General features: G+C 70.4%; 23 protein-coding genes and 1 riboswitch. Of the genes, 14 read left to right on the top strand and 9 right to left on the bottom strand.

The annotated features are described in order from the left end of the window. Positions 1 to 139: 139 nt before the first annotated feature. Positions 140 to 772 (bottom strand): DUF6629 family protein, encoded by a 633-nt coding sequence (locus tag OG905_RS35835; protein ID WP_328680976.1) that lies wholly within the window; start codon positions 770 to 772, stop codon positions 140 to 142. 79 nt (positions 773 to 851) lie between these two features. On the opposite strand from OG905_RS35835, the gene OG905_RS35830 reads away from it, so the two are divergent. Together OG905_RS35830 and OG905_RS35825 are read left to right on the top strand one after the other, a co-directional pair. Further along, positions 852 to 1211 carry a nuclear transport factor 2 family protein gene (locus OG905_RS35830; RefSeq protein ID WP_328680974.1) on the top strand — a complete coding sequence of 120 codons (360 nt, stop codon included), beginning with the start codon at positions 852 to 854 and terminating at the stop codon, positions 1209 to 1211. 115 nt (positions 1212 to 1326) lie between these two features. Next, positions 1327 to 1794, top strand: a complete 468-nt coding sequence (locus OG905_RS35825) for a PaaI family thioesterase (RefSeq protein ID WP_328682779.1) — start codon at positions 1327 to 1329, stop codon at positions 1792 to 1794. 32 nt (positions 1795 to 1826) lie between these two features. On the opposite strand, the gene OG905_RS35820 is transcribed toward OG905_RS35825, so the two are convergent. Together OG905_RS35820 and OG905_RS35815 are read right to left on the bottom strand one after the other, a co-directional pair. Beyond that, complete coding sequence (locus tag OG905_RS35820; RefSeq protein ID WP_328680972.1) at positions 1827 to 2192, bottom strand: VOC family protein; 366 nt, start codon at positions 2190 to 2192, stop codon at positions 1827 to 1829. A 97-nt stretch (positions 2193 to 2289) separates the two neighbouring features. Further along, positions 2290 to 2667 (bottom strand): MerR family transcriptional regulator, encoded by a 378-nt coding sequence (locus OG905_RS35815; RefSeq protein ID WP_328680970.1) that lies wholly within the window; start codon positions 2665 to 2667, stop codon positions 2290 to 2292. 42 nt (positions 2668 to 2709) lie between these two features. Here OG905_RS35815 and OG905_RS35810 point away from each other — a divergent pair, with 42 nt between their 5' ends. The 4 genes from OG905_RS35810 to meaB are packed head-to-tail and all read left to right on the top strand — an operon-like array spanning position 2710 to position 8368. Further along, positions 2710 to 3291 carry an MFS transporter gene (locus OG905_RS35810; RefSeq protein WP_328680968.1) on the top strand — a complete coding sequence of 194 codons (582 nt, stop codon included), beginning with the start codon at positions 2710 to 2712 and terminating at the stop codon, positions 3289 to 3291. After that, positions 3272 to 5164, top strand: coding sequence for a methylmalonyl-CoA mutase family protein (locus OG905_RS35805; protein WP_328680967.1), 1893 nt, complete (start codon positions 3272 to 3274; stop codon positions 5162 to 5164). The genes OG905_RS35810 and OG905_RS35805 overlap by 20 nt, the downstream gene beginning before the upstream one ends. Beyond that, positions 5164 to 7365 (top strand): methylmalonyl-CoA mutase, encoded by a 2202-nt coding sequence (scpA, locus tag OG905_RS35800; protein WP_328680965.1) that lies wholly within the window; start codon positions 5164 to 5166, stop codon positions 7363 to 7365. The genes OG905_RS35805 and scpA overlap by 1 nt, the downstream gene beginning before the upstream one ends. A gap of 13 nt (positions 7366 to 7378) precedes the next feature. Next, on the top strand, positions 7379 to 8368 hold the full coding sequence (gene meaB / locus OG905_RS35795; RefSeq protein WP_328680963.1) for a methylmalonyl Co-A mutase-associated GTPase MeaB: 990 nt from the start codon (positions 7379 to 7381) through the stop codon (positions 8366 to 8368). Between the two features lie 224 nt (positions 8369 to 8592). Here the strand turns inward: meaB and metE are convergent, their stop codons facing one another. Further along, a complete protein-coding gene (metE, locus tag OG905_RS35790) occupies positions 8593 to 10914 on the bottom strand; it encodes a 5-methyltetrahydropteroyltriglutamate--homocysteine S-methyltransferase (RefSeq protein WP_328680961.1) in 2322 nt (773 codons plus the stop codon). Positions 10915 to 11038: 124 nt separating this feature from the next. Further along, positions 11039 to 11271: riboswitch (cobalamin riboswitch) on the bottom strand. 45 nt (positions 11272 to 11316) lie between these two features. Here metE and OG905_RS35785 point away from each other — a divergent pair. Beyond that, the gene (locus tag OG905_RS35785; RefSeq protein WP_328680959.1) at positions 11317 to 12069 is read left to right on the top strand and encodes an ArsR/SmtB family transcription factor; all 753 of its coding nucleotides are present in this window, start codon (positions 11317 to 11319) and stop codon (positions 12067 to 12069) included. Between the two features lie 73 nt (positions 12070 to 12142). Here the strand turns inward: OG905_RS35785 and OG905_RS35780 are convergent, their stop codons facing one another. Next, on the bottom strand, positions 12143 to 13354 hold the full coding sequence (locus OG905_RS35780) for an LmeA family phospholipid-binding protein (protein ID WP_328680958.1): 1212 nt from the start codon (positions 13352 to 13354) through the stop codon (positions 12143 to 12145). Positions 13355 to 13503: 149 nt separating this feature from the next. Between OG905_RS35780 and OG905_RS35775 the strand changes: the two genes are divergently transcribed. Next, entirely contained in the window at positions 13504 to 14091 is a 588-nt protein-coding gene (locus OG905_RS35775; protein ID WP_328680957.1) for a putative glycolipid-binding domain-containing protein, read from the top strand. Between the two features lie 34 nt (positions 14092 to 14125). After that, positions 14126 to 15466, top strand: coding sequence for a 6-phospho-beta-glucosidase (locus OG905_RS35770; RefSeq protein WP_328680956.1), 1341 nt, complete (start codon positions 14126 to 14128; stop codon positions 15464 to 15466). A 142-nt stretch (positions 15467 to 15608) separates the two neighbouring features. On the opposite strand, the gene OG905_RS35765 is transcribed toward OG905_RS35770, so the two are convergent. Continuing rightward, positions 15609 to 16553, bottom strand: a complete 945-nt coding sequence (locus tag OG905_RS35765) for a lytic polysaccharide monooxygenase auxiliary activity family 9 protein (protein WP_328680955.1) — start codon at positions 16551 to 16553, stop codon at positions 15609 to 15611. A gap of 219 nt (positions 16554 to 16772) precedes the next feature. On the opposite strand from OG905_RS35765, the gene OG905_RS35760 reads away from it, so the two are divergent. The 4 genes from OG905_RS35760 (at position 16773) to OG905_RS35745 (ending at position 21716) form a co-directional block, all read left to right on the top strand. After that, on the top strand, positions 16773 to 17603 hold the full coding sequence (locus OG905_RS35760; protein ID WP_328680954.1) for a hypothetical protein: 831 nt from the start codon (positions 16773 to 16775) through the stop codon (positions 17601 to 17603). 68 nt (positions 17604 to 17671) lie between these two features. Then, the gene (locus tag OG905_RS35755; protein ID WP_328680953.1) at positions 17672 to 20029 is read left to right on the top strand and encodes an FHA domain-containing protein; all 2358 of its coding nucleotides are present in this window, start codon (positions 17672 to 17674) and stop codon (positions 20027 to 20029) included. A 14-nt stretch (positions 20030 to 20043) separates the two neighbouring features. Next, on the top strand, positions 20044 to 20697 hold the full coding sequence (locus OG905_RS35750; RefSeq protein WP_328680952.1) for a hypothetical protein: 654 nt from the start codon (positions 20044 to 20046) through the stop codon (positions 20695 to 20697). Continuing rightward, positions 20697 to 21716, top strand: coding sequence for a serine/threonine-protein kinase (locus OG905_RS35745; protein WP_328680949.1), 1020 nt, complete (start codon positions 20697 to 20699; stop codon positions 21714 to 21716). The genes OG905_RS35750 and OG905_RS35745 overlap by 1 nt, the downstream gene beginning before the upstream one ends. Before the next feature lie 19 nt (positions 21717 to 21735). Here OG905_RS35745 and OG905_RS35740 read toward each other — a convergent pair whose 3' ends face one another. After that, positions 21736 to 23004: a streptophobe family protein gene (locus OG905_RS35740; RefSeq protein ID WP_328680947.1), complete on the bottom strand. Its 1269-nt coding sequence runs from the start codon at positions 23002 to 23004 to the stop codon at positions 21736 to 21738. Between the two features lie 215 nt (positions 23005 to 23219). Between OG905_RS35740 and OG905_RS35735 the strand changes: the two genes are divergently transcribed. After that, complete coding sequence (locus tag OG905_RS35735; RefSeq protein WP_328680945.1) at positions 23220 to 24449, top strand: DUF6777 domain-containing protein; 1230 nt, start codon at positions 23220 to 23222, stop codon at positions 24447 to 24449. A 36-nt stretch (positions 24450 to 24485) separates the two neighbouring features. Here the strand turns inward: OG905_RS35735 and OG905_RS35730 are convergent, their stop codons facing one another. After that, positions 24486 to 25403: a GNAT family N-acetyltransferase gene (locus tag OG905_RS35730; RefSeq protein WP_328680943.1), complete on the bottom strand. Its 918-nt coding sequence runs from the start codon at positions 25401 to 25403 to the stop codon at positions 24486 to 24488. A gap of 72 nt (positions 25404 to 25475) precedes the next feature. Continuing rightward, complete coding sequence (locus OG905_RS35725; RefSeq protein ID WP_328682776.1) at positions 25476 to 26927, bottom strand: amino acid permease; 1452 nt, start codon at positions 26925 to 26927, stop codon at positions 25476 to 25478. Positions 26928 to 26996: the final 69 nt, after the last annotated feature.

Raw genomic sequence — 26996 nt, 5'->3', positions numbered from 1 at the left:
GTCCTCCTGCGCCTGCTGATCGGGCAGGTCGCGGGGCACCTGCGTGCCGGGGTGCTACCCGTGCGGGTACCCACACGGCGTGCGGCCAACCGGAGGTACGGATGCCGGTTCGCGGCGCTGCCCGCGCTGCGCCGAACGGCTACGCCCGGGCCGTTCCCGGGCCGGCCGGGCGCTGCCGGACCCAGCGGTACAGGACGACGGAGGCCACGGCGGCCAGCGCGCACCAGGTGGAGACGAATTCCAGCCGCCACAGCAGCGCGCACGCGACGGCCCCGAGCCCGGCGACCACTCCCAGCAGCCGGAGCACCGGATCCCCGCCGAGCAGGAGTGAGCCGACCGTGGCCAGCAGATAGCCGATGATGATCAGCGGGGAGCGCGGCAGATCCAGGACATAGCCGAGGGTGTGCCCCCGCATTTCCGCGGTCACGGACCTGGTCGCGAGGCTGTACGCGAGGACAGCGGCGGTGGCGATCCCGACGGCGGCGAGCACCGAGAGCCTGCGCCGGGCGGGCGGCGGCGCCGCGAGGAGTACGCCGAACGGCACCCACACAGGCAGCAGGGGCAGGGCGATGACGGCCCAGGCGACGGTGGCAGGACCCGTGCCACCACCGGAGCGCCAGACCACCGACTCGATGATCTGGTGGGCTCCGAGCAGCAACGGCAGCGCGGCGAGCGGCAGATCGCGGAGGTGGCGCACCTGCGCGACGCAGGCCACTCCGATCGCGGCGACGCATGTCCCCGCCGCGAGGTCGGCTGTCGCACTCCAGCACATGGCGTCAAGCTATATCCCACACGGCCGTACGGATCCGTGAACACAATGAGTGCTCGCCATGACAGGGAGGAAACGCCCGATGCCCAAGCTGTCCAACGGGTCGAACGTCGATGTCGTCCTCGCCTGCATGGCGAGTTACATCGCTCAGGACCGCGACACAGCGGACCGACTGATCGCCGAGGACTTCGTGTTCACCAGCCCGCAGGACGACCGTATCGACAGGGCGGCATTCTTCGAACGCTGCTTCCCCACGGCCGACCGGCTGCGGTCCCAGGAGATCATCGAGGCCGTCCCGGCGTCGGGCGACGGCGTGTTCATCGCGTACGAGTACGAGCTCAAGAACGGCGAGCACTATCGCAATGTCGAGCTGAGCACTGTCCGGGACGGGCGGCTCACCGAGACCCAGGTCTTCTTCGGCGGCCGCGTTCACGGCCCGTGACCGGCGCGGCGGGGGCAGCCTGCGGGGCCGCAGCAGCCGGAGCGTCTTCACCCCGGTGGCCGGTTGTTGACCGGGCGGTCATGCGGTCGTCGTCCCGGGCGGTCACGCTGGTCCCCTGGACGTCACCCCTCTGGCCCGCGCCCTTCTGGATCCCGTACCGGCGCACCGCACTGCCGGTATCGAGGTGCTCCGCGCCGCCGACGGTGTCGCGGAAGTCGCCCTGTCGACGCCCCAGGCGCTGACGAATGTGATCGGGTCCCTGCACTCCAGCGGGCTGATCACACTGATCGACGCCGCCGGGCTCGCCGCGATCATCGGGGCGGCCGAGGACGAGAAGGAGTTCCACGGAGTCGTGCCGCTGGGGGCCGCCGCGGCCATGGATTTCCTGGCGCCCGCCCGGGGCAGGCTGGTCGCGTCCTGCCGGCTGGACGAGCAGGCTCTGCGGGAGCTGCGTCCGGTCCTGGTGGGGGCCGCGCTCCGCGCCCGGTTCACCACCGACGCCGAGGTCGTCGACTCGACGGGTGTGCTGGTGTGCCGTGGCAGCTTCGACTGGAGCGTACGGCGCACGGCGGGCGCGGTCTGACGTGAGGCGCCGGGCCGCTCGGCGCCGCCGGGTCAGGTGTTCTTCGGAGGCTCGTGCAGGCCGAAGGGCGAGCCCTGATCGTCGTGGCAGAGCGTGAACCGGCCGAAGCGGGCGACGCTCTCGTCGTCGCTGCCCGCGTCGAAGTCGTCGACCGTGCCGCCCAGTTCATGGACCCGTTCGAGCGCGGCCTTCATGTCGTCGACCCTGAAGAAGAGATACGGGCTCGCGCCCGCGTCACCGCCGTGCACTCCGCCGGGGACGTTGGGCGTGCCGATCGTAAGGCCCCCGCCCTCGGTCGGCCCCGGCTCGAAGGTCCAGCCGAACAGGCTGCCGTAGAAGGCGCGGGCCGCCTCGAAGTCGCCCACGCCCAGTTCGAAGAAGGAGATCTCACCGGCCATCGCGGGTCCCGCCCTTCCGTACGGAGACTGTCCGTCCCACCGTGTGCATCCACGTTACGGCCGCCCCCGCGCCCGTGCACCCGGCCCGCTCACCCCGTCAGGGGCCGGAGGTGTCCGGCCGGACCGCCGCGAGATGGGCGAGGATCGCGTCGCGGTTGCGCGCCAGACAGTCGATGCGCTGTTGGATCCGGTCCACCTCGCCCCGCAGCAGCGCCGCGGTCTCCTCCGTCAGGCACCCGGGATGGACATGGATCTCGTTCGGCTCGGTGAGGAAGGGCAGGATCCTGCGGATGATCTCCGTGGTCAGGCCGGAGTCGAGCAGCCCGCGGATCTGCTGGACCCGGTAGACGGCAGACGTGTCGTAGGCGCGGTAGCCGTTCTCGGCCCGCTCCGGGTGCAGCAGGTCCTGTTCCTCGTAGTAGCGCAGCATCCTGGTGGGGACGGCGGTGCGGCGGGACAGTTCGCCGATCTTCATGGCTCAGCTCCCTTGCCTTCACACTGATGTGAAGGTCTCACCATGGTCGCATGTCGACCGCTGCTCCCGGCCGGGCTGCTGCCCCGGATGTGTGAGGACCTGGTCTTCGGCGTCGCCACGGTCGCCGGGATCTGGACCGTCGGCGTTCTCGTCGACCGCCACCTCCGGTCGGCCCTGCTGACCGCGCCGACGCTGATCGCGGCCGCGAGGCTCTTCCTCGGTCTCTTCGGGCAGGCTCCCGCCGCCCTGCTCATCGGCGCAGCTGTGTGGGGCGCGGCCTTCGGCGGAGCGCCTACGCTGCCGCAGACCGCGCTGGTCGACTTCTCGGGACCGGCACACGCGGACGTGGCCACCTCCCTGCAGGCCACCGTCTACAACATCGGCATCGCCGCCGGTTCCCTGATCGGTGGAATCGTCCTGGAAGGCGCAGGCGCGGGCGACTTGCCCTGGACGGCACTCCCGCTGATCGCCACCGCACTGGCCACCACCTGCGCGGCCCGCGGAATAGGCCATCGCGAGCGAAGGATCAAGGGCGGTCCTGAGAGTGCAAGGTCACAGCCTTCTCCCCTGCTGCACCTTTGCGCCCTTGACCTAGCATCTGAGCATGACGGTCCTCCCCGATGACGGGTTCTCACTGGCCGCCGAATTCCCGGATGCGACCCACGAGCAGTGGCAGCTGCTGGTTGCCGGCGTGCTGCGCAAGGCAGGCAAGGACGCCCCGGACACGGCGGCCGATGACGTGCTGTCCACGGCCATGGAGGACGGGCTCGCCACCCGCCCTCTGTACACCGCGGACTCGGCACGCGACGGCGCGGACGGCGCCGGCTATCCGGGCTTCGCCCCCTTCACCAGGGGCGGCAGGCCCGAAGGCGGCGCGGTCTCCGGCTGGGACGTACGCCAGCGCCACGACCGGCCCGATCCGCTGCGGGCGAACGAGGCGGTGCTCGCGGACCTGGAGAACGGGGTCACCTCGCTCTGGCTGTCCGTCGGCCCGGCCGGAGTTCCCCTCTCCGCACTGGCCGGCGTCCTGGAGGGCGTCTATCTCGACCTCGCCCCGGTCGTACTCGACGCGGGGGCCGAATTCGACGCCGCCGCCCGGGAATTGCTGCGTCTGTACGAGGAGCGGGGCGTCGCCCCCGAGGCCGCTCTCGGCAATCTCGGCGCCGACCCGCTGGGGCACGCCGCTCGCACCGGCCGGTACGAGGACATCGTCGGACTCACGGCCGCGGCGGCCGAACTCGCCCGGCTGTGCCACGCGACGTACCCCGGGCTGCGGGCACTGACCGTCGACGCGCTGCCGTACCACGAGGCCGGCGCCTCGGCCGCCCAGGAGCTGGGCTGTTCGCTGGCCACCGGTGTCTCACTGCTGCGTGAGCTGACCGCGGCGGGAATGAGCGTCGAAGCGGCCTGCGGCCAGTTGGAATTCCGGTACGCGGCGACCGCCGACCAGTTCCTCACCATCGCCAAGCTGCGTGCCGCGCGGCGCGTGTGGGCCCGGGTCGCCGAGGCCTGCGGCGCGGACCCGGCAGCGGGCGCGCAGCGCCAGCACGCCGTGACGTCCGCGGTGATGATGAGCCGGCGCGACCCGTGGGTGAACATGCTGCGCACCACGGTCGCCTCCCTCGCCGCCGGCGTCGGCGGGGCCGATGCGGTGACCGTGCTCCCCTTCGACCACGCGCTCGGACTGCCCGACGCCTTCGCCCGCCGTATCGCCCGCAACACCTCGACGATCCTGGTCGAGGAGTCGCATGTGGGCCGCGTCATCGACCCGGCAGGCGGCTCCTGGTACGTGGAGCAGCTGACCGACGAGCTGGCGCAGGCCGCCTGGGCCTGGTTCCAGGAGATCGAGCGTGCCGGGGGCCAGGAGGCAGCGCTGCGCGCCGGTCTGGTGTCGACGCGGATCGGCGCCACCTGGGAGAACCGTACGAAGAACCTCGCCAAGCGGCGCGAACCGGTCACCGGGGTCAGCGAGTTCCCGATCCTTGACCAGCCTCCGGTCGAGCGCGACCCCGCGCCGGCGGCACCCTCGGGCGGACTGCCGAAGGTGCGCCGCGACGAGGCCTTCGAAACCCTGCGGGCCCGCTCCGACGCCCATCTGGCGGCCACCGGCGACCGGCCGCGCGTCTTCCTGGCGGCGCTCGGTCCGGCGGCGGCGCACACCGCACGCGCGTCCTTCGCCGCCAACCTCTTCCAGGCGGGCGGCATCGAACCGGTCCATGACCCGGTGTCCGTCGACGCGGCCTCGGTCGCCGAGGCGTTCACCGCCAGTGGAGCGAGCGTGGCGTGCGTCTGCTCCAGTGACACGCTCTACGCCGAGCAGGCCGCGCCGGTGGCCGAGGCGCTGAAGGCGGCCGGGGCACGGCGGGTGTTCCTCGCGGGCCGTCCCGGTGAGCAGCGTGAGACGTATGTACGGGCCGGAGTCGACGAGTTCGTCGTCGCGGGCGGCGACGCGGTCGCCGTTCTGACCTCCGCGCTGGACCGAATGGGAGTGGCGTGATGAGGATCCCCGACTTCTCAGGTATCGAACTCGGGCACGGCAGCGCGTCCGGCGTGTCCGGGGACCAGTGGCGCAGCGCCGTGAAGGAGTCCACCGGCAAGGGCGCGGGCGATCTGGTGTGGGAGACGCCCGAGGGCATTCCCGTCAAGCCGCTGTACACGGACGAGGATCTGGCCGGGCTGGACTTTCTCGGCACGTATCCGGGCATCGCGCCGTTTCTGCGCGGCCCCTACCCGACGATGTACGTCAATCAGCCGTGGACGATCCGTCAGTACGCCGGGTTCTCGACCGCCGAGGAGTCCAACGCCTTCTACCGGCGCAATCTCGCCGCCGGGCAGAAGGGTCTGTCGGTCGCCTTCGACCTGCCGACCCACCGCGGCTACGACAGTGACCATCCCCGGGTGACGGGCGATGTCGGTATGGCCGGCGTGGCCATCGACTCGATCTACGACATGCGGCAGCTCTTCGACGGCATTCCGCTGGACCGCATGAGCGTGTCGATGACGATGAACGGCGCCGTCCTTCCGGTGCTGGCGCTGTACATCGTGGCGGCCGAGGAGCAGGGCGTACCGCCCGAGAAGCTGGCCGGGACCATTCAGAACGACATCCTCAAGGAGTTCATGGTCCGCAACACCTACATCTACCCGCCGCGGCCCTCGATGCGGATCATCTCGGACATCTTCTCGTACACCTCGCAGAAGATGCCCCGCTACAACTCGATCTCCATCTCCGGCTATCACATCCAGGAGGCCGGTGCGACGGCCGATCTGGAGCTGGCGTACACGCTCGCCGACGGCATGGAGTATCTGCGGGCCGGTATCGGCGCGGGACTCGACGTGGACGCCTTCGCGCCGCGGCTCTCGTTCTTCTGGGCGATCGGCATGAACTTCTTCATGGAGATCGCCAAGCTGCGCGCCGCGCGGCTGCTGTGGGCGAAGCTGGTGAAGACGTTCGACCCGAAGAACCCCAAGTCGCTCTCGCTGCGCACCCATTGCCAGACCTCTGGCTGGTCGCTGACGGCGCAGGACGTCTTCAACAACGTCACCCGCACCTGCGTGGAGGCGATGGCCGCGACCCAGGGGCATACCCAGTCGCTGCACACCAACGCCCTCGACGAGGCGCTGGCCCTGCCGACCGACTTCTCGGCGCGCATCGCCCGCAACACCCAGCTGCTGCTCCAGCAGGAGTCGGGGACCTGCCGGGTCATCGACCCCTGGGGCGGCAGCGCGTACGTCGAGAAGCTCACCCACGATCTCGCGCGCCGCGCCTGGCAGCACATCGAGGAGGTCGAGGCCGCCGGCGGCATGGCGCAGGCCATCGACGCGGGCATCCCCAAGCTGCGCGTCGAGGAGGCGGCGGCCCGTACGCAGGCCCGTATCGACTCCGGACGCCAGCCCGTGATCGGTGTGAACAAGTACCGCGTGGAGACCGACGAGCAGATCGATGTGCTCAAGGTCGACAACTCCTCGGTGCGCACCCAGCAGATCGAGAAGCTGCGGCGGCTGCGTGCGGAGCGGGACGAGAACGCCTGCCAGGACGCGCTGCGCGCGCTGACCGCGGCCGCCGGGTCGGGTCCGGGCTCCGGCCTGGAGGGCAATCTGCTGGCGCTCGCGGTGAACGCGGCCCGTGCGATGGCGACCGTCGGGGAGATCTCCGACGCTCTGGAGAAGGTGTACGGGCGGCACTCGGGGCAGATCCGTACGATCTCCGGTGTGTACCGGAACGAGGCAGGGACGTCACCCGCGGTGGAGCAGACCCGCACGCTGGTCGAGGAGTTCGAGCAGGCCGAGGGCCGCCGTCCGCGCATCCTGGTCGCCAAGATGGGCCAGGACGGTCATGACCGCGGCCAGAAGGTGATCGCCACGGCCTTTGCCGACCTGGGCTTCGACGTGGATGTCGGCCCGCTGTTCCAGACGCCTGAAGAGGTGGCCCGCCAGGCGGTCGAGGCGGACGTCCACATCGTCGGCGTGTCATCGCTGGCGGCCGGGCATCTCACCCTCGTACCGGCGCTGAAGGAGCAACTGGCCGCCGAGGGACGGGACGACATCATGATCGTGGTGGGCGGGGTGATTCCTCCCCAGGACGTCCAGACGCTGCACGAGGCCGGAGCCGCGGCGGTCTTCCCGCCGGGCACGGTGATCCCGGATGCGGCGCAGGACCTGGTGAAGACGCTGGGCGCCTCGCTCGGCCACGAGTTGTAGGACTGTGCCCCGGATGCGTCCCACCCTCGACATCGACAGCTATGTCAAGGGCGTGCGTGAGGGGTCGCGGGCGTACATCGCCCGTGCCATCACGCTCGTCGAGTCCACGCGCGCCGATCACCGTGCGCTGGCCCAGCGGCTGCTGACCGAGCTGCTGCCGTATTCCGGTACGGCACGGCGGGTGGGCGTCAGCGGTGTGCCCGGCGTCGGCAAGTCCACGTTCATCGACGCGCTCGGCACGATGCTCACCGGCCTCGGCCACCGGGTCGCGGTCCTCGCCGTCGATCCGTCGTCGACCCGTACGGGCGGCTCCATCCTGGGCGACAAGACCCGGATGGAACGGCTCGCGGTGGATCCGGCCGCCTTTGTGCGGCCGTCCCCCACCTCGGGCACGCTGGGCGGAGTGGCCAAGGCGACCCGCGAGACCATCATCGTGATGGAGGCCGCCGGCTACGACGTGGTGCTCGTGGAGACGGTCGGGGTCGGCCAGTCGGAGACCGCCGTGGCCAACATGGTGGACTCCTTCCTGCTGCTGAGCCTGGCCAGGACCGGTGACCAGCTGCAGGGCATCAAGAAGGGCGTCCTGGAGCTGGCCGACGTGATCGCCGTCAACAAGGCGGACGGCCCGCACGAGCGCGACGCACGCTCCGCCGCCCGTGAACTGGCCGGTGCGCTGCGGCTGATGCACCCCGCCGACGCCGCCTGGACTCCCCCGGTGCTGTCCTGCAGCGCGCGGGAAGGCACCGGGCTCGACACTCTCTGGGAACGTCTCGAACAGCACCGGGCGCTGCTGGACTCCACGGGCAGGCTGGCCGCGAAACGCCGCGACCAGCAGATCGACTGGGCCTGGACGATGGTCCACGACGAGCTGCGGGACCGGCTGCGCAGCCATCCCGGGGTGCGCGCGCTCGCGCCCGGCCTCGAACAGCAGGTGCGGGACGGGGAGTTGACGGCGACGCTGGCGGCGGAACGGATCCTTCAGGCGTTTCAGCGACCGCACTAGGCCGTGTCTGACAAATCTCGCCTGGCGCGCGACACCCGGCACGCACACTCGCTGCGTTGTCGGAGTCATCCAAGTACGTCCAGTACGAGGATGATCCTCCGCCTTGCGATTGCACGCACCGGACGCCGCGCACCCGCCCTGCGGGCGGACGGCGCTATTTGTCAGACACGGCCTAGCGGTTCCAGGGCGGGGCTCGATGCGGCTCCGCCCCGGAACCGAACGGCTCAGGACGACATCGTGAGCCCGGCGCGGACCTCGCGGGCCGCGGCGACCAGGTGCTCCAGTGAGGTACGCACCTCGGGCCAGCCGCGCGTCTTCAGACCGCAGTCGGGGTTGACCCACAGCCGCTCGGCAGGAATCGCCTCAAGTCCCTTCCGCAGCAGCGCGGTTGCCTCCTCAGCACTCGGCACCCGTGGTGAGTGGATGTCGTAGACACCCGGTCCCACCTCGCGCGGATAGCCTGCCGTGGCGAGTTCGCCGGCCACCTGCATGTGGGAGCGGGCGGCCTCCAGGCTGATGACATCGGCGTCGAGATCGTCAATCGCCCGGAGGATGTCGCCGAACTCGGCGTAGCACATGTGCGTATGGATCTGGGTGTCCGGACGTACGCCGCCGGTGGTCAGCCGGAAGGCCTCCGTCGCCCAGGCCAGATAGGCCTCGTGGCCGTCGCCGCGCAGCGGCAGCGTCTCGCGCAGCGCGGGCTCGTCCACCTGGATCACCGAACTGCCCGCCGCCTCAAGGTCGTTCACCTCGTCACGCAGGGCGAGGGCGACCTGACGCGCGGTCTGGGCGAGCGGCTGGTCGTCTCGTACGAAGGACCAGGCGAGCATGGTGACAGGTCCGGTGAGCATGCCCTTGACGGGACGGTCGGTGAGCGACTGGGCGTAGCGGGTCCAGCGGACCGTCATCGCATCGGGGCGGGAGACGTCGCCTGCCAGGATCGGCGGCCGGACATAGCGGGTGCCGTACGACTGGACCCAGCCGCGCTGCGTCGCGAGATAGCCGCTGAGCTGTTCGGCGAAGTACTGGACCATGTCGTTGCGTTCGGGCTCGCCGTGTACGAGTACGTCGATGCCGGTCTTCTCCTGGAAGGAGACGACCTCGCGGATCTCGGCCTCGATGCGCTCCTCGTACCCCTGGGTGTCGATGCGCCCGGCCCGCAGGTCGGCCCGTGCGGTGCGCAGTTCGACGGTCTGCGGGAACGAGCCGATAGTGGTCGTGGGCAGCAGGGGAAGGCGCAGACGTACGCGCTGGGCTGCCGCGCGCTGCGCGTACGGGAGGCTGCGCCGGGTGTCCGCCGCGGTGACGGCCGCGCTGCGGGCGCGAACGGCGGGGTCGCGGGTGAGCGCGGACGTGGCGCGGGAGAGCAGGTCGGCCCGGTTGGCGGCGAGCCTGGCGGCGATGGCGTCGGTGCCCTCTGTCAGCCCGCGGGCCAGCGTGACGACCTCGGCCGTTTTCTGGCGGGCGAAGGCCAGCCAGCGGGCGACCTGTGTGTCGACATCGCGTTCCGCGGCGGCGTCGAGCGGCACATGCAACAGGGAGCAGGACGGCGCGACATCCACTCGGCCGGCCAGCCCGAGCAGGGTGGCGAGGGTGGCGGCCGACTTCCCGAGGTCGTTGATCCATACGTTGCGACCGTCGACGACACCGGCGACGAGCCGCTTGCCGGGCAGTCCGCCGACGGCCGCGAGGTCGCGGAGGTTGGCGTGGGCCGCGCCGGTGAAGTCGAGGGCCAGTCCGTCGACGGGTGCCTTGGCCAGGACGGGAAGTGCGTCGCCGAGCCGGTCGAAGTAGGAGGCGATCAGCAGCTTCGGCCGGTCACTGAGCCCTCCGAGCTCGCGGTAGGCACGGCCCGCGGCGCCGAGCACGGCGGGCGGCTGGTCCTGGACCAGGGCCGGTTCGTCGAGCTGGACCCACTGGGCGCCCGCGGCCCGCAGCTCGCGGAGCACCTCGGCGTACACCGGCAGGAGCCGGTCCAGCAGGGTGAGCGGCTGGAAATCGGAAGCAACTCCGGGCGCGGGCTTGGCGAGCAGCAGATAGGTGATCGGCCCGACGAGCACCGGGCGGGCGGTGAGACCGAGCGCGAGCGCTTCCTTCAGCTCGGCGACCTGCTTGGCACAGTTGGCTGCGAAGGAGGTCTGGGGGCCGAGTTCGGGGACAAGGTAGTGGTAGTTGGTGTCGAACCACTTGGTCATTTCCAGGGGCGCGACGTCCTGGGTTCCGCGCGCCATGGCGAAGTAGCCGTCGAGCGCGTCGGCGTCGACGGCCGCCCGGTGACGCGGGGGAATGGCGCCGACCATGACGCTGGTGTCCAGGACATGGTCGTAGTACGAGAAGTCTCCGGTGGGGACTTCGTGGATACCGGCGCCTGCGAGCTGCTGCCAGGTGGCCCGGCGCAGCCGGGCGGCCGTCTCCTTCAGGGCGCCGGCGTCGACGCGGCCTTTCCAGTAGCCCTCGACGGCCTTCTTCAGTTCCCGGTTCGGGCCCTGGCGGGGGTAGCCGTGGACGGTGGCCCTGGATCCTGCGGCCGTGGATGTGCTGGTCACGGAACTCTCCTTCGCGAGTACTCGTCCATGACCTCGGACAGCTCGTGGGACGCGAAGGAGGGCAGAAACAGCCGTCTGCCCATGCCGCCGACCCGCCCACGAGGTCACCGAGATCTCCGCGCGCGTTCGCGCACGGGCAGTGGCAGGTCTTCGGACTCATGGGCACGCCCTCGCGTACGGGTTCGCGTACGCAGGCACCTACTGGCCGTCGCTTCCCGGATCCGCTGCCGGATCCAGTGCGTATGACGGCGGTCGTTCCCACTCACCGCTGCGGGGCAGTTCCGGATTCCCACCGGATTCCCTCTTGCGACGCGTCTGCCTGGAGGGCAGGGCGAACCAGCTGCACGATCACCCTAGGCGCGCCATTGACATGTGACCAAACGGTCACCTATTTTGGATGGCATGGACGAAGTGTTCAAGGCACTGGCCGACCCGACGCGGCGCAGCCTCCTCGACGAGCTCTTCCGTCAGGACGGGCAGACGCTCAGCGCGCTCGAGGCACGCTTCGGCATCAGCCGCTTCGGCGTGATGAAGCACCTCAAGCAGCTCGAGGAAGCCGGCCTGATCGTGACCAGACGCCGCGGCCGGGAAAAGCTCCACTTCCTGAACCCCGTCCCTATCCGGCTCGTCCACGACCGGTGGGTGAGCAAGTACGCGGAACCCTGGGCGGCCGCACTCAGCGGCCTCAAGAGCCGACTGGAGAGCCCCGTGGAAAAGGTCTTCGAGATTTACATCCGCACCACCCCTGAGCGCCTCTGGGAGGCGATCACCGACCCCGAGATCCGGAGCAAGTACAACTTCGGCATGCGGGTCACCTCGGACTGGAAGCCCGGCGGGCGCTTCGAGATGGGCTCCCCCAAGGCCGACGGCCTGCTCGGCGAGGGCGAGATCCTCGAAATCGATCCACCGCGCAAGCTCGTCCAGAGCATGGTCGCGCTCTGGAGCGACGAGGTGAAAGCCGAAGGCACGTCGAGGGTCACCTGGGACATCGAGCCCGTCGGCGACTCCTGCCGGCTCACCGTCACGCACGACCAGCTGCGCGAGGGCGCGAACGAGCAGCTGTACGGCGGTTGGCCGATGATCCTCTCCGGCCTCAAGACCTGGCTGGAAACGGGCGAGCTGCTGACCACGCCGGGCTCACTGATGTACACCTGATCAGGCCCGGCGACCCGCTTTTCCGGTACGGCTGTGCGAGGTGGGACCCGTACCGGAAAAGCGTCGGGTCACCTCAGGAGCCGCCGGACTGCCCGATACGCAGGCCGGCTCCCACCACGCGCGCCTTGATGCCGTCGCGCTCCACGGTGATGTGCTGGAGCCGCAACTCCTTCAGCGAGCGGGGAAGTTCGAAGGAGAGCGACAGCCGCTCGGACAGCTCCGGGGGCTTGAGGGCGAGCAGCGCCTCGACCACACCGGGATCGATGCCCACCTTCCGCAGCAGTTGCGGATGCTCCAGTACGACATCGACGAGATTGACCTTCATCAGCCGCTCGATGAACTTCGGTGCGCTGGTGAGCCGGTGGAGCTCCTCCTCGCTCCGCAGCGCCCGGCGCACATACTCCCTGGGCACTCCGAGCCGGTCCACGATCGCGGGCACCGCAAGCAGCGCCTTCAGCCGGGCGCCTTCGCTGCTGATCCGCTCGGCGGCCTCGCGGTGCAGTCGCAGGCCGGAGTGTTTCGGGTCCGTGCCGGGCCGGTAGGTGGCCACCCGGGGAATGTCGAGCTGCATGCCGTCCAGGGTGGTGGTGAGGGAGCGTTCGTTGTCGCGCTGAATGTGCGCCTGTGCCTGTACGCGCAGATCCTGTCCGGCGACGGCGAGTTCGCCGTTCACCCGGACCGCGTCCGCGCCGCTGCCGGTGAACTTCAGCTGTGAGGCGCCCAGTTCACGGTTCAGGTCGTCGAAGGAGAGCAGCACCTCGCCGTCCAGATCGCCGATGACGGCGCCCTTGATCGAGGTCGGGGCATCCCCGACGATGCGTACGTCCTTGGCGGTTGCCCGCACCTCGGCCAGCGAGACGCGATCGGCCGAGACATCGGGCACGGTGACATCGACCCGGTCGATCCGCTCGTCGAGCAGCTGGGTGAGGAACGGAAAACCGTGAATGTCCACGTCGGGCCTGGTGGCGAGCCCGAGCGACTTCTGGATCTTGTCCGCGGCCCTGCTCTGCGCGTAGTACTCCGCGAGACGGTCGGCGAGCAGCAGACACAGGGTGCACAGGACGGCCGCGGCGGTCAGCTTCACCACCGCGGGCAGCGCCGCGAACCGGCTCTTGCCACGGTGGTTGGGCGGTGTCCAGTCGTCGTCGTCCGGGTCGGAGGTGAGCCCGAGCTCCAGTGGGTCCTTCGGGTCGTAGACGCTGAAGTCGGGCTCGGGATCTGCCAGTTGAGCGAGTTCTTCGTACGGATTTCGTGGATGCGCTGATATGCGTGTGGGGGGTCGCATCGCCTCATCCCACCATGTCGGCCACCCTCGAACGCAAGTCCTACTACCGATGCGTAGGGGTTTGAGCCAAATATCGGCGACTCTGCTGCGCAGACGCCGTGGCGCGCGTCACCGAGCGCGGCGCCTCGCCGGCTCATTAGGCTGAGGAAATGGTCACGTCGCACGTCCTCACATGGGAAGTCACCGGGAGCCAGGGGTACGAGACCTCATGGATCGAGCTCCGTGGCACGACGCTCCAGGCCCGCGGGCGCGCGGTCGGAACCAGGCCGGAGGTCTACTGGCTCTCGTACGACCTCGACACCGACGAGGACTTCGTGACCCGTGAGCTGCATGTGCGCGCCGCGACCGCCCACGGTTCGCACGAACTGCGCCTGCTGCACGACGGCTCCGGCCGGTGGACGGCCGGCGGAAAGCAGCTTCCGGAGATCGACGGCGCGCTCGACTGCGATCTGGGGCTGTGTCCGCTCACCAACACCATGCCGGTGCTGCGGCACGGGCTCCACCTGGCGCCGGGCGAGCGGACGTTCCTGATGGCCTGGGTCTCGGTGCCCGATCTGACCGTGCACGCCTCTCGGCAGACGTACACCCATCTCGGGCGAACCGACACGGGTGCACTCGTCCGCTACGCGTCGGGCGACTTCCGCAGCGATGTGGAGTTCGACGCGGAGGGGCTCGTGATCGACTATCCGGGTCTGGCCCACCGCATGTCGGCAAGCGCGGCGGCGCGTCCCGAATGACCGTCGACGAGGCCGGAGTGAAGGTGGTGGAGGTATGAGGCTCACGATCCTCGGCGGCGGGGGCTTCCGCCTGCCGCTCGTGTACGGCGCCCTGCTCGCCGACCACGCGGAGGGCCGCATCACCCAGGTCGTCCTGCACGACGTGGACGCCGCTCGGCTGACCGCGATCGCACGGGTCCTCGCCGACCAGGCCGAAGGAGTGCCCGACGCGCCGCGGGTCACCGTCACCACCGACCTCGACGAGGCGCTGCGCGGCGCGGACTTCGTCTTCTCCGCCATCCGCGTCGGCGGCCTGGAGGGCCGCGCGGCCGACGAACGGATCGCCCTGGCCGAGGACGTCCTGGGCCAGGAGACGGTCGGCGCGGGCGGCATCGCGTACGGACTGCGCACCGTTCCGGTCGCTGTCGATATCGCACGCCGGGTCGCCCGGCTCGCCCCCGACGCCTGGGTCATCAACTTCACCAACCCTGCCGGTCTGGTCACCGAGGCCATGGCCCGCCACCTCGGCGACCGGGTCATCGGCATCTGCGACTCGCCGGTGGGACTCGGCCGCCGGGTCGCCCATGCCCTGGGCGCGGACCCCGCAACGGTTTCGCTCGACTACGCCGGCCTCAACCATCTGGGCTGGCTGCGCGGCCTGCGCGTCGACGGCCGCGACGAGCTCCCCCGGCTGCTCACCGACGCCGAGCTGCTCGGCTCCTTCGAGGAGGGCAGGCTCTTCGGCGCGGACTGGCTCCAGTCGCTGGGCGCGATTCCGAACGAGTATCTGCACTACTACTACTTCAACCGCGAGGCGGTACGCGCCTATCAGGAGGCCGGGCAGACCCGCGGCGCCTTCCTCCAGGAGCAACAGGCCACGTTCTACGCGGAGATGGAGCGGCCCGACACCCCGGCGCTCGCGACCTGGGACCGCACCCGAGCCGAGCGCGAGGCCACCTATATGGCACACAACCGCGAGGCCGCGGGTGCGGGTGAGCGCGACGCGAGCGACCTGGAGTCGGGCGGCTACGAGAAGGTCGCCCTCGCCCTGATGCGGGCCATCGCCCACGACCAGCGGACCACGCTCATCCTCAATGTCCGCAACCGCGCGACCCTTTCGGTGCTGGACGAGGCGGCGGTGGTCGAGGTGCCGTGCTCCGTCGACGCGAACGGCGCGCATCCCCTCCCCGTGTCCCCGCTGCCGCTCCACGCCACCGGTCTGGTCTGCGCCGTCAAGGCCGTCGAGCGCGAAGTGCTCGCCGCGGCCGACAGCGGCTCGCGCGCGACCGCGGTGAAGGCCTTCGCGCTGCACCCGCTCGTCGATTCCGTGACCGTCGCCCGCCGGCTCGTCGACGGCTACACCAGCGTCCACCCCGCGCTCGCGTACCTGAGGTAGGAGCCCGCACATGCACGACGAAACGCCGCCGCATCGAGGAGCGCGTCGCACGCATCCTGGACAACCCGGCCGTGACGGTCGAGGCGGTGAAGCTCGCGGACGACCGCTCGGGCGAAGTGGTCCTGACGCTTCGGCTGACCCGCTAGCGCGTGGCTCGGCGCCTGAGGACCACCGACAGGACCACCGCGAGCAGCGCCAGCACGGACGCCGCCCCGCCGATCAGCACAGCCGAGTCGTTCGCCCGTTCCGCCGTGGCCGCGGCAGAACGGCCGACGGGCTCGACGGGCGGCTGGGCGGCCTGCTGCCCGCCCACAGGGACGTCGGTGGGTGACGCCTCCACGGTAGGGGCCTGGCTCGGCGGCACCTCGGCCGGCTCGGTGTCGCCGGGCGGGGCCACGCTCGGCCCCGTATCGCCCTGCTGGCTGTCGTTCGACTCCTCGTGGTCGGCCATCACCACGTCGGAGCACGAGTAGTACGTGTCCGGAGTGCTGGAGTTCCGCCAGATCGTGTACAGAACGTGACGGCCGGTGAGCCCCTCCGGGAGCCTGCCGTTGATCCGGTAGGAACCGCCCCGCAGCTCCGGGTCGGTGGCCTTGGCGAACGGCACGGACTGCAGATCGTCCCAGGTCAGCGGTTCGGCGGGATCGTAGCTCTGCTTGGTGAGATACAGGCTGAAGGTTCCCTCGTGCGGGATCGTCGTCCGGTAGGTGAGCGTGAACGCGGACCCGGCCGTCAGGGGCGTCGCCGGCCAGTCCGTACGGGGAAGGTCCAGGCCCTTGTACGCGTCGAGGCCCGCGCTGCACAGCTGTCCGTCCGGGATGAACTGCCGGTCTCTGCCGCGGACGCCGGGGACGCGCAGGTTGTCCCAGTCCTCGAACGCCGATCCGCCATTGACGGCGATGGCGGCCCGGCAGGCCGCCGACGCCCGCTGCACGCCCTCGGAGCTGCATGCGGCGACCCGGCTGACGGGATCGGTCGGCGCGCCGTGCGCCTGGGCGGCGCCGGCGGCGGCGACGGTGACGCTGAGTGCGAGTGGCACGGCACCGACGAGCGCGACGGCGGCGACAGTGCGACGATGGTCAATCATCCGCGGCAGACCTCCTGGGTGGGCGGGGTGGCCTGCCGAGTAGTACGACATCGCCCGGCGTAGCGTTCATTACGGGCCACAACCCGAGCGGAACGGCCGAAGATCCGTAGAACCGCGCAGGTGGCCGGTTCCGCCCCCCGCGCCCTACCGGCCAACACCGGACGTCGGATAGACGTTCCTGGGCGCAGGGCTGTTCCCCAAACCGCGGAGGTATGCCGCATGAACCGAGGACGGACGAGCACCACGACACCCGGCAAGAGCCGCTTCGACGACATCTACAACCGGCCGGATCCGCGCGCCTACTTCCGTCGGCTCGCCCCGCTGCAGTACGAGATTCCGCATCAGGCCCAGGACGCGTTCCGCAGGGCCCGGGCCGACCGGGCCGCGGCCGGGGACACCGGCGGCCCCGTCACGGTCCTCGATCTGTGCTGCTCGTACGGCATCAACGCCGCGCTCCTCAACCACGACCTCACGCTGGCCGAGTTGTACGCGCACTACACGGGCCCGGAGGCACAATCCCTCACCACCACCGAACTCATCGACCTGGACAAGGAGTTCTACGCCTCGCGACGCCGCGAGGACGCGACTCCCGCGATCGGTCTCGACGCCGCGGACCAGGCGGTGCGCTATGCCCTGGCCGTCGGCCTGCTGGACGAGGGGTACGCCGAGAACCTGGAGCAGCACGCACCCAGTGAGCAGCTGAGGCGTGCCGTCGCGGGCACCGGGCTGATAACGGTCACCGGAGGAATCGGCTACATCACCCGCCGCACCTTCGAAGCCCTGCTGGAGTGTGCCGAGATACCCCTCTGGGTCACCGCGTTCGTCCTGCGGACCGTCGACTACGAGCCGGTGATCTCCGCTCTGGCCGATTTCGGTCTTGCCACCGAGACTGACCCGGCGCACGCCTATCCGCAGCGGCTGTTCACCGGTTCGGCGGAACAGCGCAATGCCGTCGAGCAGGCCCGTCTGCTGGGTCACGACCCGACGGGCCTCGAGGCCGAAGGCCGCTACTACACGCGGCTGTACCAGTCCCGCCCCCGCGCCGCCTGACCGGGCGCAGATCGCGGGCGACGGATCGCGGGCGGGCGCAGATGTGGACCAATCGCTAGAATTCGAGCATGGGAGAGCGGCCTGTCGCGCCGATTGCGCCCGAACTCGTCCTCGAAACCGACGCGGGCTCCACGGTGATGAGTCCGAGCCGGGACTATCACGTCGGGCGCGACCCCTTGAGCGACATCGTCATCGACGATGCCCGGGTGTCCTGGCACCACGCGGTGCTGCGGACCGAAGCCGGGCACTGGACGATCGAGGACGAGGACAGCACCAACGGCACGTACGCCGACGGCCGTCGGATCCACGAATGGGGCGTCGGCCCGGGCAGCGTCATCAGGTTCGGCAATCCCGCGGACGGACCGCGTGCTGTTCTGATCGGCCGGGATCCCCCGGCCGCCGTACTGCGGGAGCCGGACCGCCCGTCCCAGGTCTCCATGCCGTCAGCGACGGGTACGTTCCGGCAGCCGACCACCGTACGGCCGCTGCCGGTGCGCACCGTACGCATCGGGCGCGGCCCCGACAACGAGCTGGTCATCGACGATCTGGTCGTCTCGCGCAGGCACGCGGAGCTGCAGGCGCATCCTGACGGCACGTACGAGATCATCGACCTCGGCTCGCACAACGGCACCTACCTCAACGGCCAGCCGGTCGACCGCGCGCCGGTTCTGCCCGGTGACATCGTCGGCATCGGCCACTCCGCCTTCTGTCTCGTCGGTGACGAGCTGCAGGAGTACGTCGACACCGGCGAGGTCTCGCTCGACGTCCAGGACCTGGCGGTGTCGGTGGACCGGGGCCGTAAGACACTGCTCGACCACGTGTCGTTTCCGGTGGGCGAGAAGTGCCTGCTCGCCGTGGTGGGCCCCAGCGGCGCCGGCAAGTCCACGCTTCTCAACGCGCTCACCGGCCTGCGGCCCGCCGACCAGGGCACCGTCCTGTACGACGGACGCGACCTGTACCGCGACTACGCGGAGTTGCGCCAGCGCATCGGACTCGTACCGCAGGACGACATCCTGCATTCGCAGCTCGGTGTGGGCCGAGCCCTGGGCTACGCGGCCGAACTGCGCTTTCCGCAGGACACCGCGAAGGCCGAACGGCAGGCCAGGGTGGCCGAGGTGGTGCGTGAGCTGGGCCTGGAGCAGCGGGTCGGCCAGCCGATCCACAGTCTGTCCGGCGGCCAGCGCAAGCGGGTCAGTGTGGCCCTCGAGCTGCTGACGAAGCCCTCGCTCCTCTTCCTCGACGAGCCGACCTCCGGACTCGACCCCGGCATGGACCGCTCGGTCATGCGCATGCTCCGCGGCCTCGCCGACGACGGCCGCACCGTCATCGTCGTCACGCACAGCGTCCTCAGCCTGGATGTCTGCGACCGGCTGCTGGTGCTGGCGCCCGGTGGCCGGATCGCCTACTACGGGCCGCCGGACGACGCGCTGGCCTTCTTCGGCTTCGAGGAGTGGCCGGAGGCGTTCGAGGCCTTCGAGAACGACCAGGACCGGGACTGGGCGGGTACGTACCGCGGTTCGCCCTTCCACCGGCAGTACATCGCGAACTCCACGACGCAGCCGGTGCTGCCGCAGGACCAGGTGGCCGCCCAGATCGCTCCGCCGCCGAAGGCACAGAGCTGGGGGACACAGTTGTGGACCCTGGTGCGCCGGTACGCGGCCGCGCTCGGCGCCGACCGGACCTTCCTGGTCATCATGGTCGCGCTGCCCTTCGTGATGGGCGCTATGACCCGCGCCCTGGCGGGCAGCACGCTGACCCAGGAGACGGCGATGAACGCGCTGCTCATCCTGTGTGTGGGCGGGGTGCTGACGGGCGCGGCCAACGCTGTACGGGAGCTGGTCAAGGAACGCGTCATCTACCAGCGGGAACGCGCCGTCGGGCTGTCCAGATCCGCGTATCTGATGTCCAAGGTCGTGGTCCTCGGCACGATCACCGTGCTGCAGGCGGTCGTCCTGACCCTGGTCGGGCTCGGCGGCGTCGACCTCTCCGCGCCGGGCGGTGAGGGGGTGCTGATGCCGCCGCTCGTGGAGATCACCCTGGCCGTGGCACTGCTGTCCTTCACCGCGATGATGCTCGGCCTGCTGGTCTCCGCGCTGGTGCGCAAGGAAGAGGTCACGATGCCTCTGCTGGTGCTCCTCGCCATCGTCCAGGTCGTGTTCTGCGGCGCGCTGTTGAAGCTGGACGGGGTCCCCGGGGTCGAGCAGCTGGCGTGGCTGGTGCCCTCCCGGTGGGCGCTGGGAGCGATGGCGGGAACGATCGGACTGCACCGGATCGTCCCGGGCAAGCTGACCACCGACCCGCTCTTCGAGCACGACGCCGCGGTGTGGCTGCTCAACATGGGCATGATGGTGGTCCTCTCGGTCGTCTTCGGATACGCGGTCGCGAAGCTGCTGCGCCGCCATGAACCCGCCATCATGCGGAAGTAGGGGCGGGATCACCGATGACGATCGAGGACTTCCGCCCGACACATGTCGTCCCCCAGGACGGACTGCCCGCCTGGGAGGCCCCGGACGTGTCCCGGCCGACCGAGCCGCTGGACCCGCTGCTGCCGGTACAACTGCTGGAGCGGCGCGGGGACTGGGGGCAGATCCTGTGCGCGAACGGCTGGTCGGCGTGGGTGGACGGCCGATTGCTGGTCTCCGTACCGCAGGAACCCCCGGCTGCCGGACGGCCGATGGCCCGTACGGCGGATCCGCGGCCGCTGATGGCCCGCGTCGAGGAGACTCTGGGCCAGTACCGCAGCGCGGCGGAGGACCTGGCGGCCGGGCGGGCGGACGGCGAGACCTTCCACCGCCGGACGCGGGGGCTGCGGGTGGGCATGGTCGTGGAGGGTGAGTCGGTCTGGCTGTACGACGCCGAGCACGAGCGGTGGGTCTACTGCGACGGGACGCGCCTTCGGACGTACGCGACGCCGTCGGGACCCGCTGCCGGGACTTCGCCGTCGGGGACCGGTACCGCGGCGCCGGCGGAAGCGACGCGAGTGGTCGGCCCGGGCGAGGTCGCGCCGGAGTCGGGCAGGGCGGAGGAGACCCGTCCGGTGCCGCCCGTCGGGGACTCCCCCGGCCATCCGCCCACGCGGCCCGGTGAGCCCTGATGGCCGGTGCCCCGCGTGACGACGACCTGCCCACCGGAAGGCCCTCCGAGCTGCTCGGAAAGCAGATCGCGGGTTATCTCGTCGAGAGCGAGATCGGCCGCGGCGGCATGGCGGTCGTCTACCGCGCCAAGGACCTGCGGCTCGACCGCACCGTCGCGCTGAAACTGCTCGCCCCCGAACTCGCCCGCAACGACACCTTCCGCAAGCGTTTCACGCACGAGTCACGGGTCGCCGCCGCCATCGACCACCCGCACATCGTGCCGATCTTCGAGGCCGGTGAGACCGACGGCATTCTCTACATCGCCATGCGCTTTGTCGCCGGACAGGATCTGCGCGCCCTCCTGGACCGAAAGGGGCCGCTCTCGGTACGTGCGGCCGGCCGGATCGCCGCACAGGTGGCGTCCGCGCTCGACGCCGCCCACGACCACGATCTGGTGCACCGGGACGTCAAACCGGGCAACATCCTGGTCGCGGCGGGCACGGACAGCGACCACCCCGAGCACGTCTACCTCACCGACTTCGGGCTGACGAAGAAGTCGCTGTCGCTGACCGGGTTCACCACGGTCGGCCAGTTCGTCGGGACCCTCGACTATGTGGCCCCGGAGCAGATCTCGGGCCGCCCGGTGGACGGCCGGTGCGACGTGTACAGCCTGGCCTGTGTCGTCCACGAGATGATGGCGGGGGCCCCGCCCTTCCAGCGCGACGACGACATGGCGCTGTTGTGGGCCCATCAGTACGATCCCCCGCCGCCGCTGACCGAGCAGCGCCCCGATCTCCCGGCCGCGGTCGACGGCGTACTGGCGCGGGCTCTCGCCAAGTCGCCCGACGAGCGCTACGACAGCTGCCTCGCGTTCGTGTCCGCGCTGCGCACGGCGGGCGCCGTACGGGAGGCGGGTGGCGGCCATCCGCCGACGCGGGTGGATGTCCGCGTGGCCAAGGGAGTTCAGGAACCCGGGCCGCCGCCGCTGCCGCCGCCCTGGGCGAGGCCGGTGTTCCCCGGGCTCGGGCCCGGTGTGTGACGGCTGTCCGGCCGGCGGATCAGATCTCGCCCCTGCGGTGCACGCGGGAGGCGAGCAGACTGCCGAGGAAGCCGGTGACCAGTCCCCACAGGACGGCCAGGCCGAGCGCGGCCCACAGCTGCGGCTTCAGCGTCACCACTCCGCTCAGGCCGCCGGCGATGTCGCCGATGCCCAGCAGGGACAGGCCGTAGTGAGCGTCGACCGGAACGACGAGGCAGATGGTCAGCACCGTGAGCGTGAGCCCCACGGCCATGTGAACGGCGTGCTGCCAGGCTCGCATCCGGGCAGGTGAACGCACGGCCATCACGAACGCGGCACCCAGCACCAGGACCGCGGCCACGACAACGAGCCACCACGCCCGCTCGTCGTAGTCGGCGAGCGAGCCGACATTGAGTGTGGAGTCCTTGGGCGTACGGAGAACCGAGTCGAGCACCTGCGGCATGGGCAGCCCGAAGGGACCCTCGACCCGTCCCTCCCACGAGGCGCCGAGACCGAGGGTGAGGGCGAGCCAGACGAGGTTGGGCAGTCCGAGCAGGATCACGGCGAAGGTCTCGGCGGTGTGGCCCCGGGTCGCCGCGACGACGAGTCCGATGACCACGCCGACCACGACATAGGCGAGCAGGAGCACGACCATGGCGAAGGCGGCCGGGCGCACCGACTCCTGGAAGCGCACCAGTCGGGCGGGGAGCGGGGCCTTGCGCGATACGAGCAGGGCGAGGACGAGGAGGCCCGCGAGCCAGACCAGGCCGAGGACGAGCGTGAGCGGGATGTCGGCGCGGAATCCGACCTGGGGCGAGGCGTCCAGCAGGTCGCCGATGTCGCCGATCGTTCCTTCGCCGAGCGGGATGTCGAAGGTGTGGCGGGCCAGCGCTGCGAGGCCGATGAGCGCCAGCGCCCACAGCACCGCCAAGCGGGCGGCCCAGCCGACGAGTTCACGGGTCCCGGCGACGGCACGGTTGCGCAGCGGCCGCAGAAAGCCGGCGGCGATGACGAGGGCGCCGGCGAGGGTGACCGACAGTGGCAGCACGCTGAGGTCGGCCTTGGTGTCGGCGATGAATCCGGCGTCGCCCGAGAGTTCCACGGAGCCACCGACGGCCATGACGACCACGGCCGCGGCGACGCTTCCAAAGGCATTTCCGGGAAGGTCGGCGGCGCCTGCGGCCCACAGGCCGAGTGCGGCGGTGGCGAAGAGGGCGATCACCCCTGCGAGCACCGCCACCAGGGCGTCGCCCCAGCCGGGGGAGGAACGCGTCGTACGGCTCCGGCGGCCGGTCTCCTGGAAGCTCACGCTGCCACGCTAAGCAGGGCTGCGGCACTGCGCCCGCTGTGGTGGGCCGACCGCGTCGGCTTGCGGGCCGTCCAGGTGTGGAGCACACAATGGGCTCGGTATGCGCGATAGTAGGCATTTTTCGTTTTTGCCCGTATTCACCGGCATTGCTGTGTCGAGTTTCCGGCGCTGACGTACTCCTGCGCCGGACATTCCTACGCTGGAAGGAAGGGCCCGTGAGCGCCCAACCGCCGTCGTCCGACCGCCCCACAGGACCCCCGTCCGGCCCCCTCTCGGGCCCGACGCAGCAAGGCCCGACGCCTCCGCCCGGCACTCCCCCGGGACCCCCGACCGGTGGTGGCGGCGGTGGACCGGGCGGCACCGGAGGAGGCGGGCAGGCACAGGGCCCGGGCGGGGAGCCCGAACGCCCCTGGTGGCGGTCCGTCCCCAGAATCGCGACGATCGCCGCCGCGCTGATCGCCGTCGTGGCCCTGACCCTTGTCCTGACGCGCCCCGGAGGAGGCGGCACGGCCGCGGCCGGGGAGATCGTCAGAGACCCCGTCAACGCGGCGGGTGATGATCCGTACACGCCCCCGTCGACGGACAAGGAGCCCCCTCCCAAGGACCCGCCCGCCCCGCGGGCGGGAAAGCTGAGCGGCTCGGATGCCGGCGTGTACGGCGGAACACGGCATACGACCAGCTGCAACGTGGAGAAACAGATCGGCTATCTCTCCGCGACTCCGGCCAAGAACAGCGCGTTCGCCTCGGTCCTGGGCATCAGCCCCGACCAGGTGCCCGGTTATCTGCGCTCGCTGACCCCCCTTCGGCTCAGCTATGACACCCGGGTCACCAATCACGGCTACAAGAACGGCGGCCCCACCACGTATCAGTCGGTGCTGCAGGCGGGTACGGCCGTCCTCGTCGACGACCACGGCGTTCCGCGAGTGCGCTGCGCATGCGGCAATCCGCTGCAGGAGCCGAAAAAGGTGCAGGGCGACGCCAGGCTGACGGGCCCCACGTGGTCCGGCTTCCAGACCACGAAGGTGGTGCAGGTTCAGCCCTCCGTCACCGTGATCAACATCTTTGTCGTCTTCGACCCGAACCAGGGGGAATGGTTCGGGCGGAAGGCCGGTGACCAGCACGGACGCCACGACAAGAAGGTCTCGCCGCCCGTGACCCGGCCGCCCACGTCGCCGTCCCCGAACACGTCTTCGCCGTCGGCGGGTGTCTCGTCGCCCTGCCCGCCCCCGGCACAGCCCTCGCCCGGGTCGAGCAGCCCCTGCCCCCCGACGTCGCCTTCTTCGAAGCCCCCGTCGCCCGAGTCCCCGTCGTCCTCGTCGCCTTCATCGGAGTCGCCCTCGTCGGAACAACCGGAGTCGGGCTCGTCGTCCCCTGAGTCGTCCAGCGGCTCATCGGCCTCGCAGCCCGACGCGGCCTCCTGGTCCACCTTCACACCGAGCCTGTGAGCCCGTCGGCCCGCCGGGCTCAACCGCCCGGTGCCGCTACCCGAGTTCGAGCGTCGTGACGCCGAAGGTGCGCTCCGCCCGGATCTCGGGGACCGGCCCGGTGTACATGCGCACCGTGTGCGAGCGCGCTTCGAGGCCGCGCGCCGTAGCGAGGGCGCCCGCGGCGTGCTGGGGTTCGGGGATGTCGATGGAGACCTCGTCCTCGGGCCCGAGATGCGCGGTGAGGGCGTCGAAGAGCGCTTCGGCGTCCTCGGGCGTGTCGGCGAACAGCGGCCCGATGCGATGGCCGTCGCGGGCCGGGCGGATCACTCCGTAGCCGCTGAGGTGTCCCTCACGCAGGCGGGCGTAGGCGACATGTCCCGCCGCGGTGAGCCATCGCGCGACGAAGGCACGCCGGTCGGCGGGGAAGCACTGCCGGTCGTACGCAGCGATCGCGTCGACATGGGCCGCGGTGACGGGCACGACGTCCGGCACGGGGGCTGTGGACCGCTCGGGGCGGCCGCCGTAGCGGAGGGTGTCGTTGGCGGACTTGAACCCGGCGCGCATGTAAGTGGGTTGCTGCTCGGGGACCGCGTCCAGGCCGACGGTGCGGGTCCCGGCGTGCGGGAAGGCGGCCCGCCAGGTCGCCAGGCCGAGGCCCTGCCTACGGTGGTCGGGGTGGACGAGGTAGTAGCCGAGGAAGGCGTACTGCTCCGAGTAGTTGACGATCGAGACGGCGGAGAGCGTGCGGTCGCCCAGGCGGCCGATGAAGAAGCCCGCGGGATCGGTGGGGTGGAAACAGGCGACGTCGCCGCGGCCGGGATTCCACCCCTCCTCGGCGGCCCACCCCGCCACCTGGTGCCAGTCCTCCAACGAGGCTGCGGTGACGGTGAGTCCGCCCGCGCCGCCGGGCGTGCTCCCGGCGGCGCGCTCGACGGCGGCAGGTGACTGGGGGGCTTCGCCGAGGGGGTTCATACGTTCTTTCGTCCCTTCAGATGGTGGTGGGTGTGGCCGCCGTGCGCGGCCTCGGGGTGGTTGTGCCGGCGGTCAGATCAGGTCCATGGCGGCCACTTCGTCGGGGCTGCCGTAGCTGACCGGCCCCTGGAAGCGGCGGCGGGCGGTGGCGAACCACCACACCGTGGCGATGAACAGCACAACTCCCAGTGCGATCGGCGCGTAGTTGAACGTCGTTCCGGTGATCGGAGAGACCTGGGGCAGCATGAACAGCACGCTGCTGAAGACGATCCAGGTCACGGCGATCACGCCCACCGGCTTGCCGTAACGGCCCAGGTTCCACGGTCCCGGCTGGAAGTCGTCGAGCCGCAGCCGCAGGAAGATCGGCACTCCGTAGGCGAGATAGAGTCCGACGACATTGACGCTCACAATGGCGGTGAAGGCCGTGTGCGACCACCAGGCAGGAATGATCAGCGCCATGGAGCAGGCCGCGGCGAGCCACACCGCATTGACCGGTGTACGGGTCCGCAGGGACACCGAATGCCACCAACGGGAGCCGGGCATCGCCCCGTCGCGCGAGAAGGCGAAGATCTGGCGGGTATTGCTGGTCATGTTGGCGAGCCCGCAGAAGAGCATGGCGCCGATCACGATCAGCAGAAGCAGCTTCGCTGTGCCCATGCCGAGCGCGTCGATGAGAATCTGCACCGGGGGCGCTGCGGCGCTCGCTTCGGCTGCGTAATCGTGGATCGCGTACACCAGGGCGAGCATGAGGATCAGCCCGGCGCCCGCGGAGTAGGAGATCGCCCGCATGATGCCCTTGGGCGTGTTGACCGTCGCCTTCACGGTCTCCTCGGACATGTGGAAACTGCCGTCGAAACCGGTGAAGGTCCAGCTGGTCACGAGCAGACCCAGCATTGCGGCGTAGATGCCATTGGTGAAACCAGTGTTGTTCGCGAAATGGGTGACGAAGGAGGCCGACTGATGGTGCGCCGGTTTCACGGTCAGGGCGACGACGATCACCACCATGCCGATCAGCAGCCACCACACGGAGATCCGGTTGAGGGCGGCGACCAGTTGCACCGTGTACGTGTTGGCCAGCGCCTGAAGGACCAGGATCACCGCCGTGATGAGCACCGTGCGCTGCGCCGTGACCTCGTAGCCCGGCCACTGCATGACTATGAAGGCCTGGACGAAGGTGGCCGCGGCGTAACCGGTCGCGGCGGTGCCGCCCACCTGGCCGACGAAGTTCAGCCAGCCCGTGTACCAGGACCAGGCTCCGCGGTGCCGCTTGGCGAGCTTGCCCGCGGAGAAGTACAGCGCGCCACTAGTCGGGTAGGCGGAGGCGATTTCACCCATCGCCGCCCCGACGAACAGCACCATGACCGATACGCCGATCCACCCGAAGACAAGGATCCGCGGCCCGCCCGCGCCCATGCCGAAGCCGAACGCCGAGAAGATCCCGGAGATGATGTTGATGATGGTGAAGGAGATGGCGAAATTGTCGAACGCCCGGAATCTGCGGGTGAGTTTCCGGGGATAGCCCATGGCGTGCAGTGTCGCGTCGTCGTCGAGGGCGACCGACTCCGCATCCTGACGGTATTTCGAGCGAAGGGC

The sequence above is a fragment of the Streptomyces sp. NBC_00322 genome, from assembly GCF_036147535.1.
GTDB lineage: Bacteria > Actinomycetota > Actinomycetes > Streptomycetales > Streptomycetaceae > Streptomyces.
Note: the sequence above shows the minus strand (reverse complement) of the source record. Positions and strands in the feature narration are given on the sequence as shown.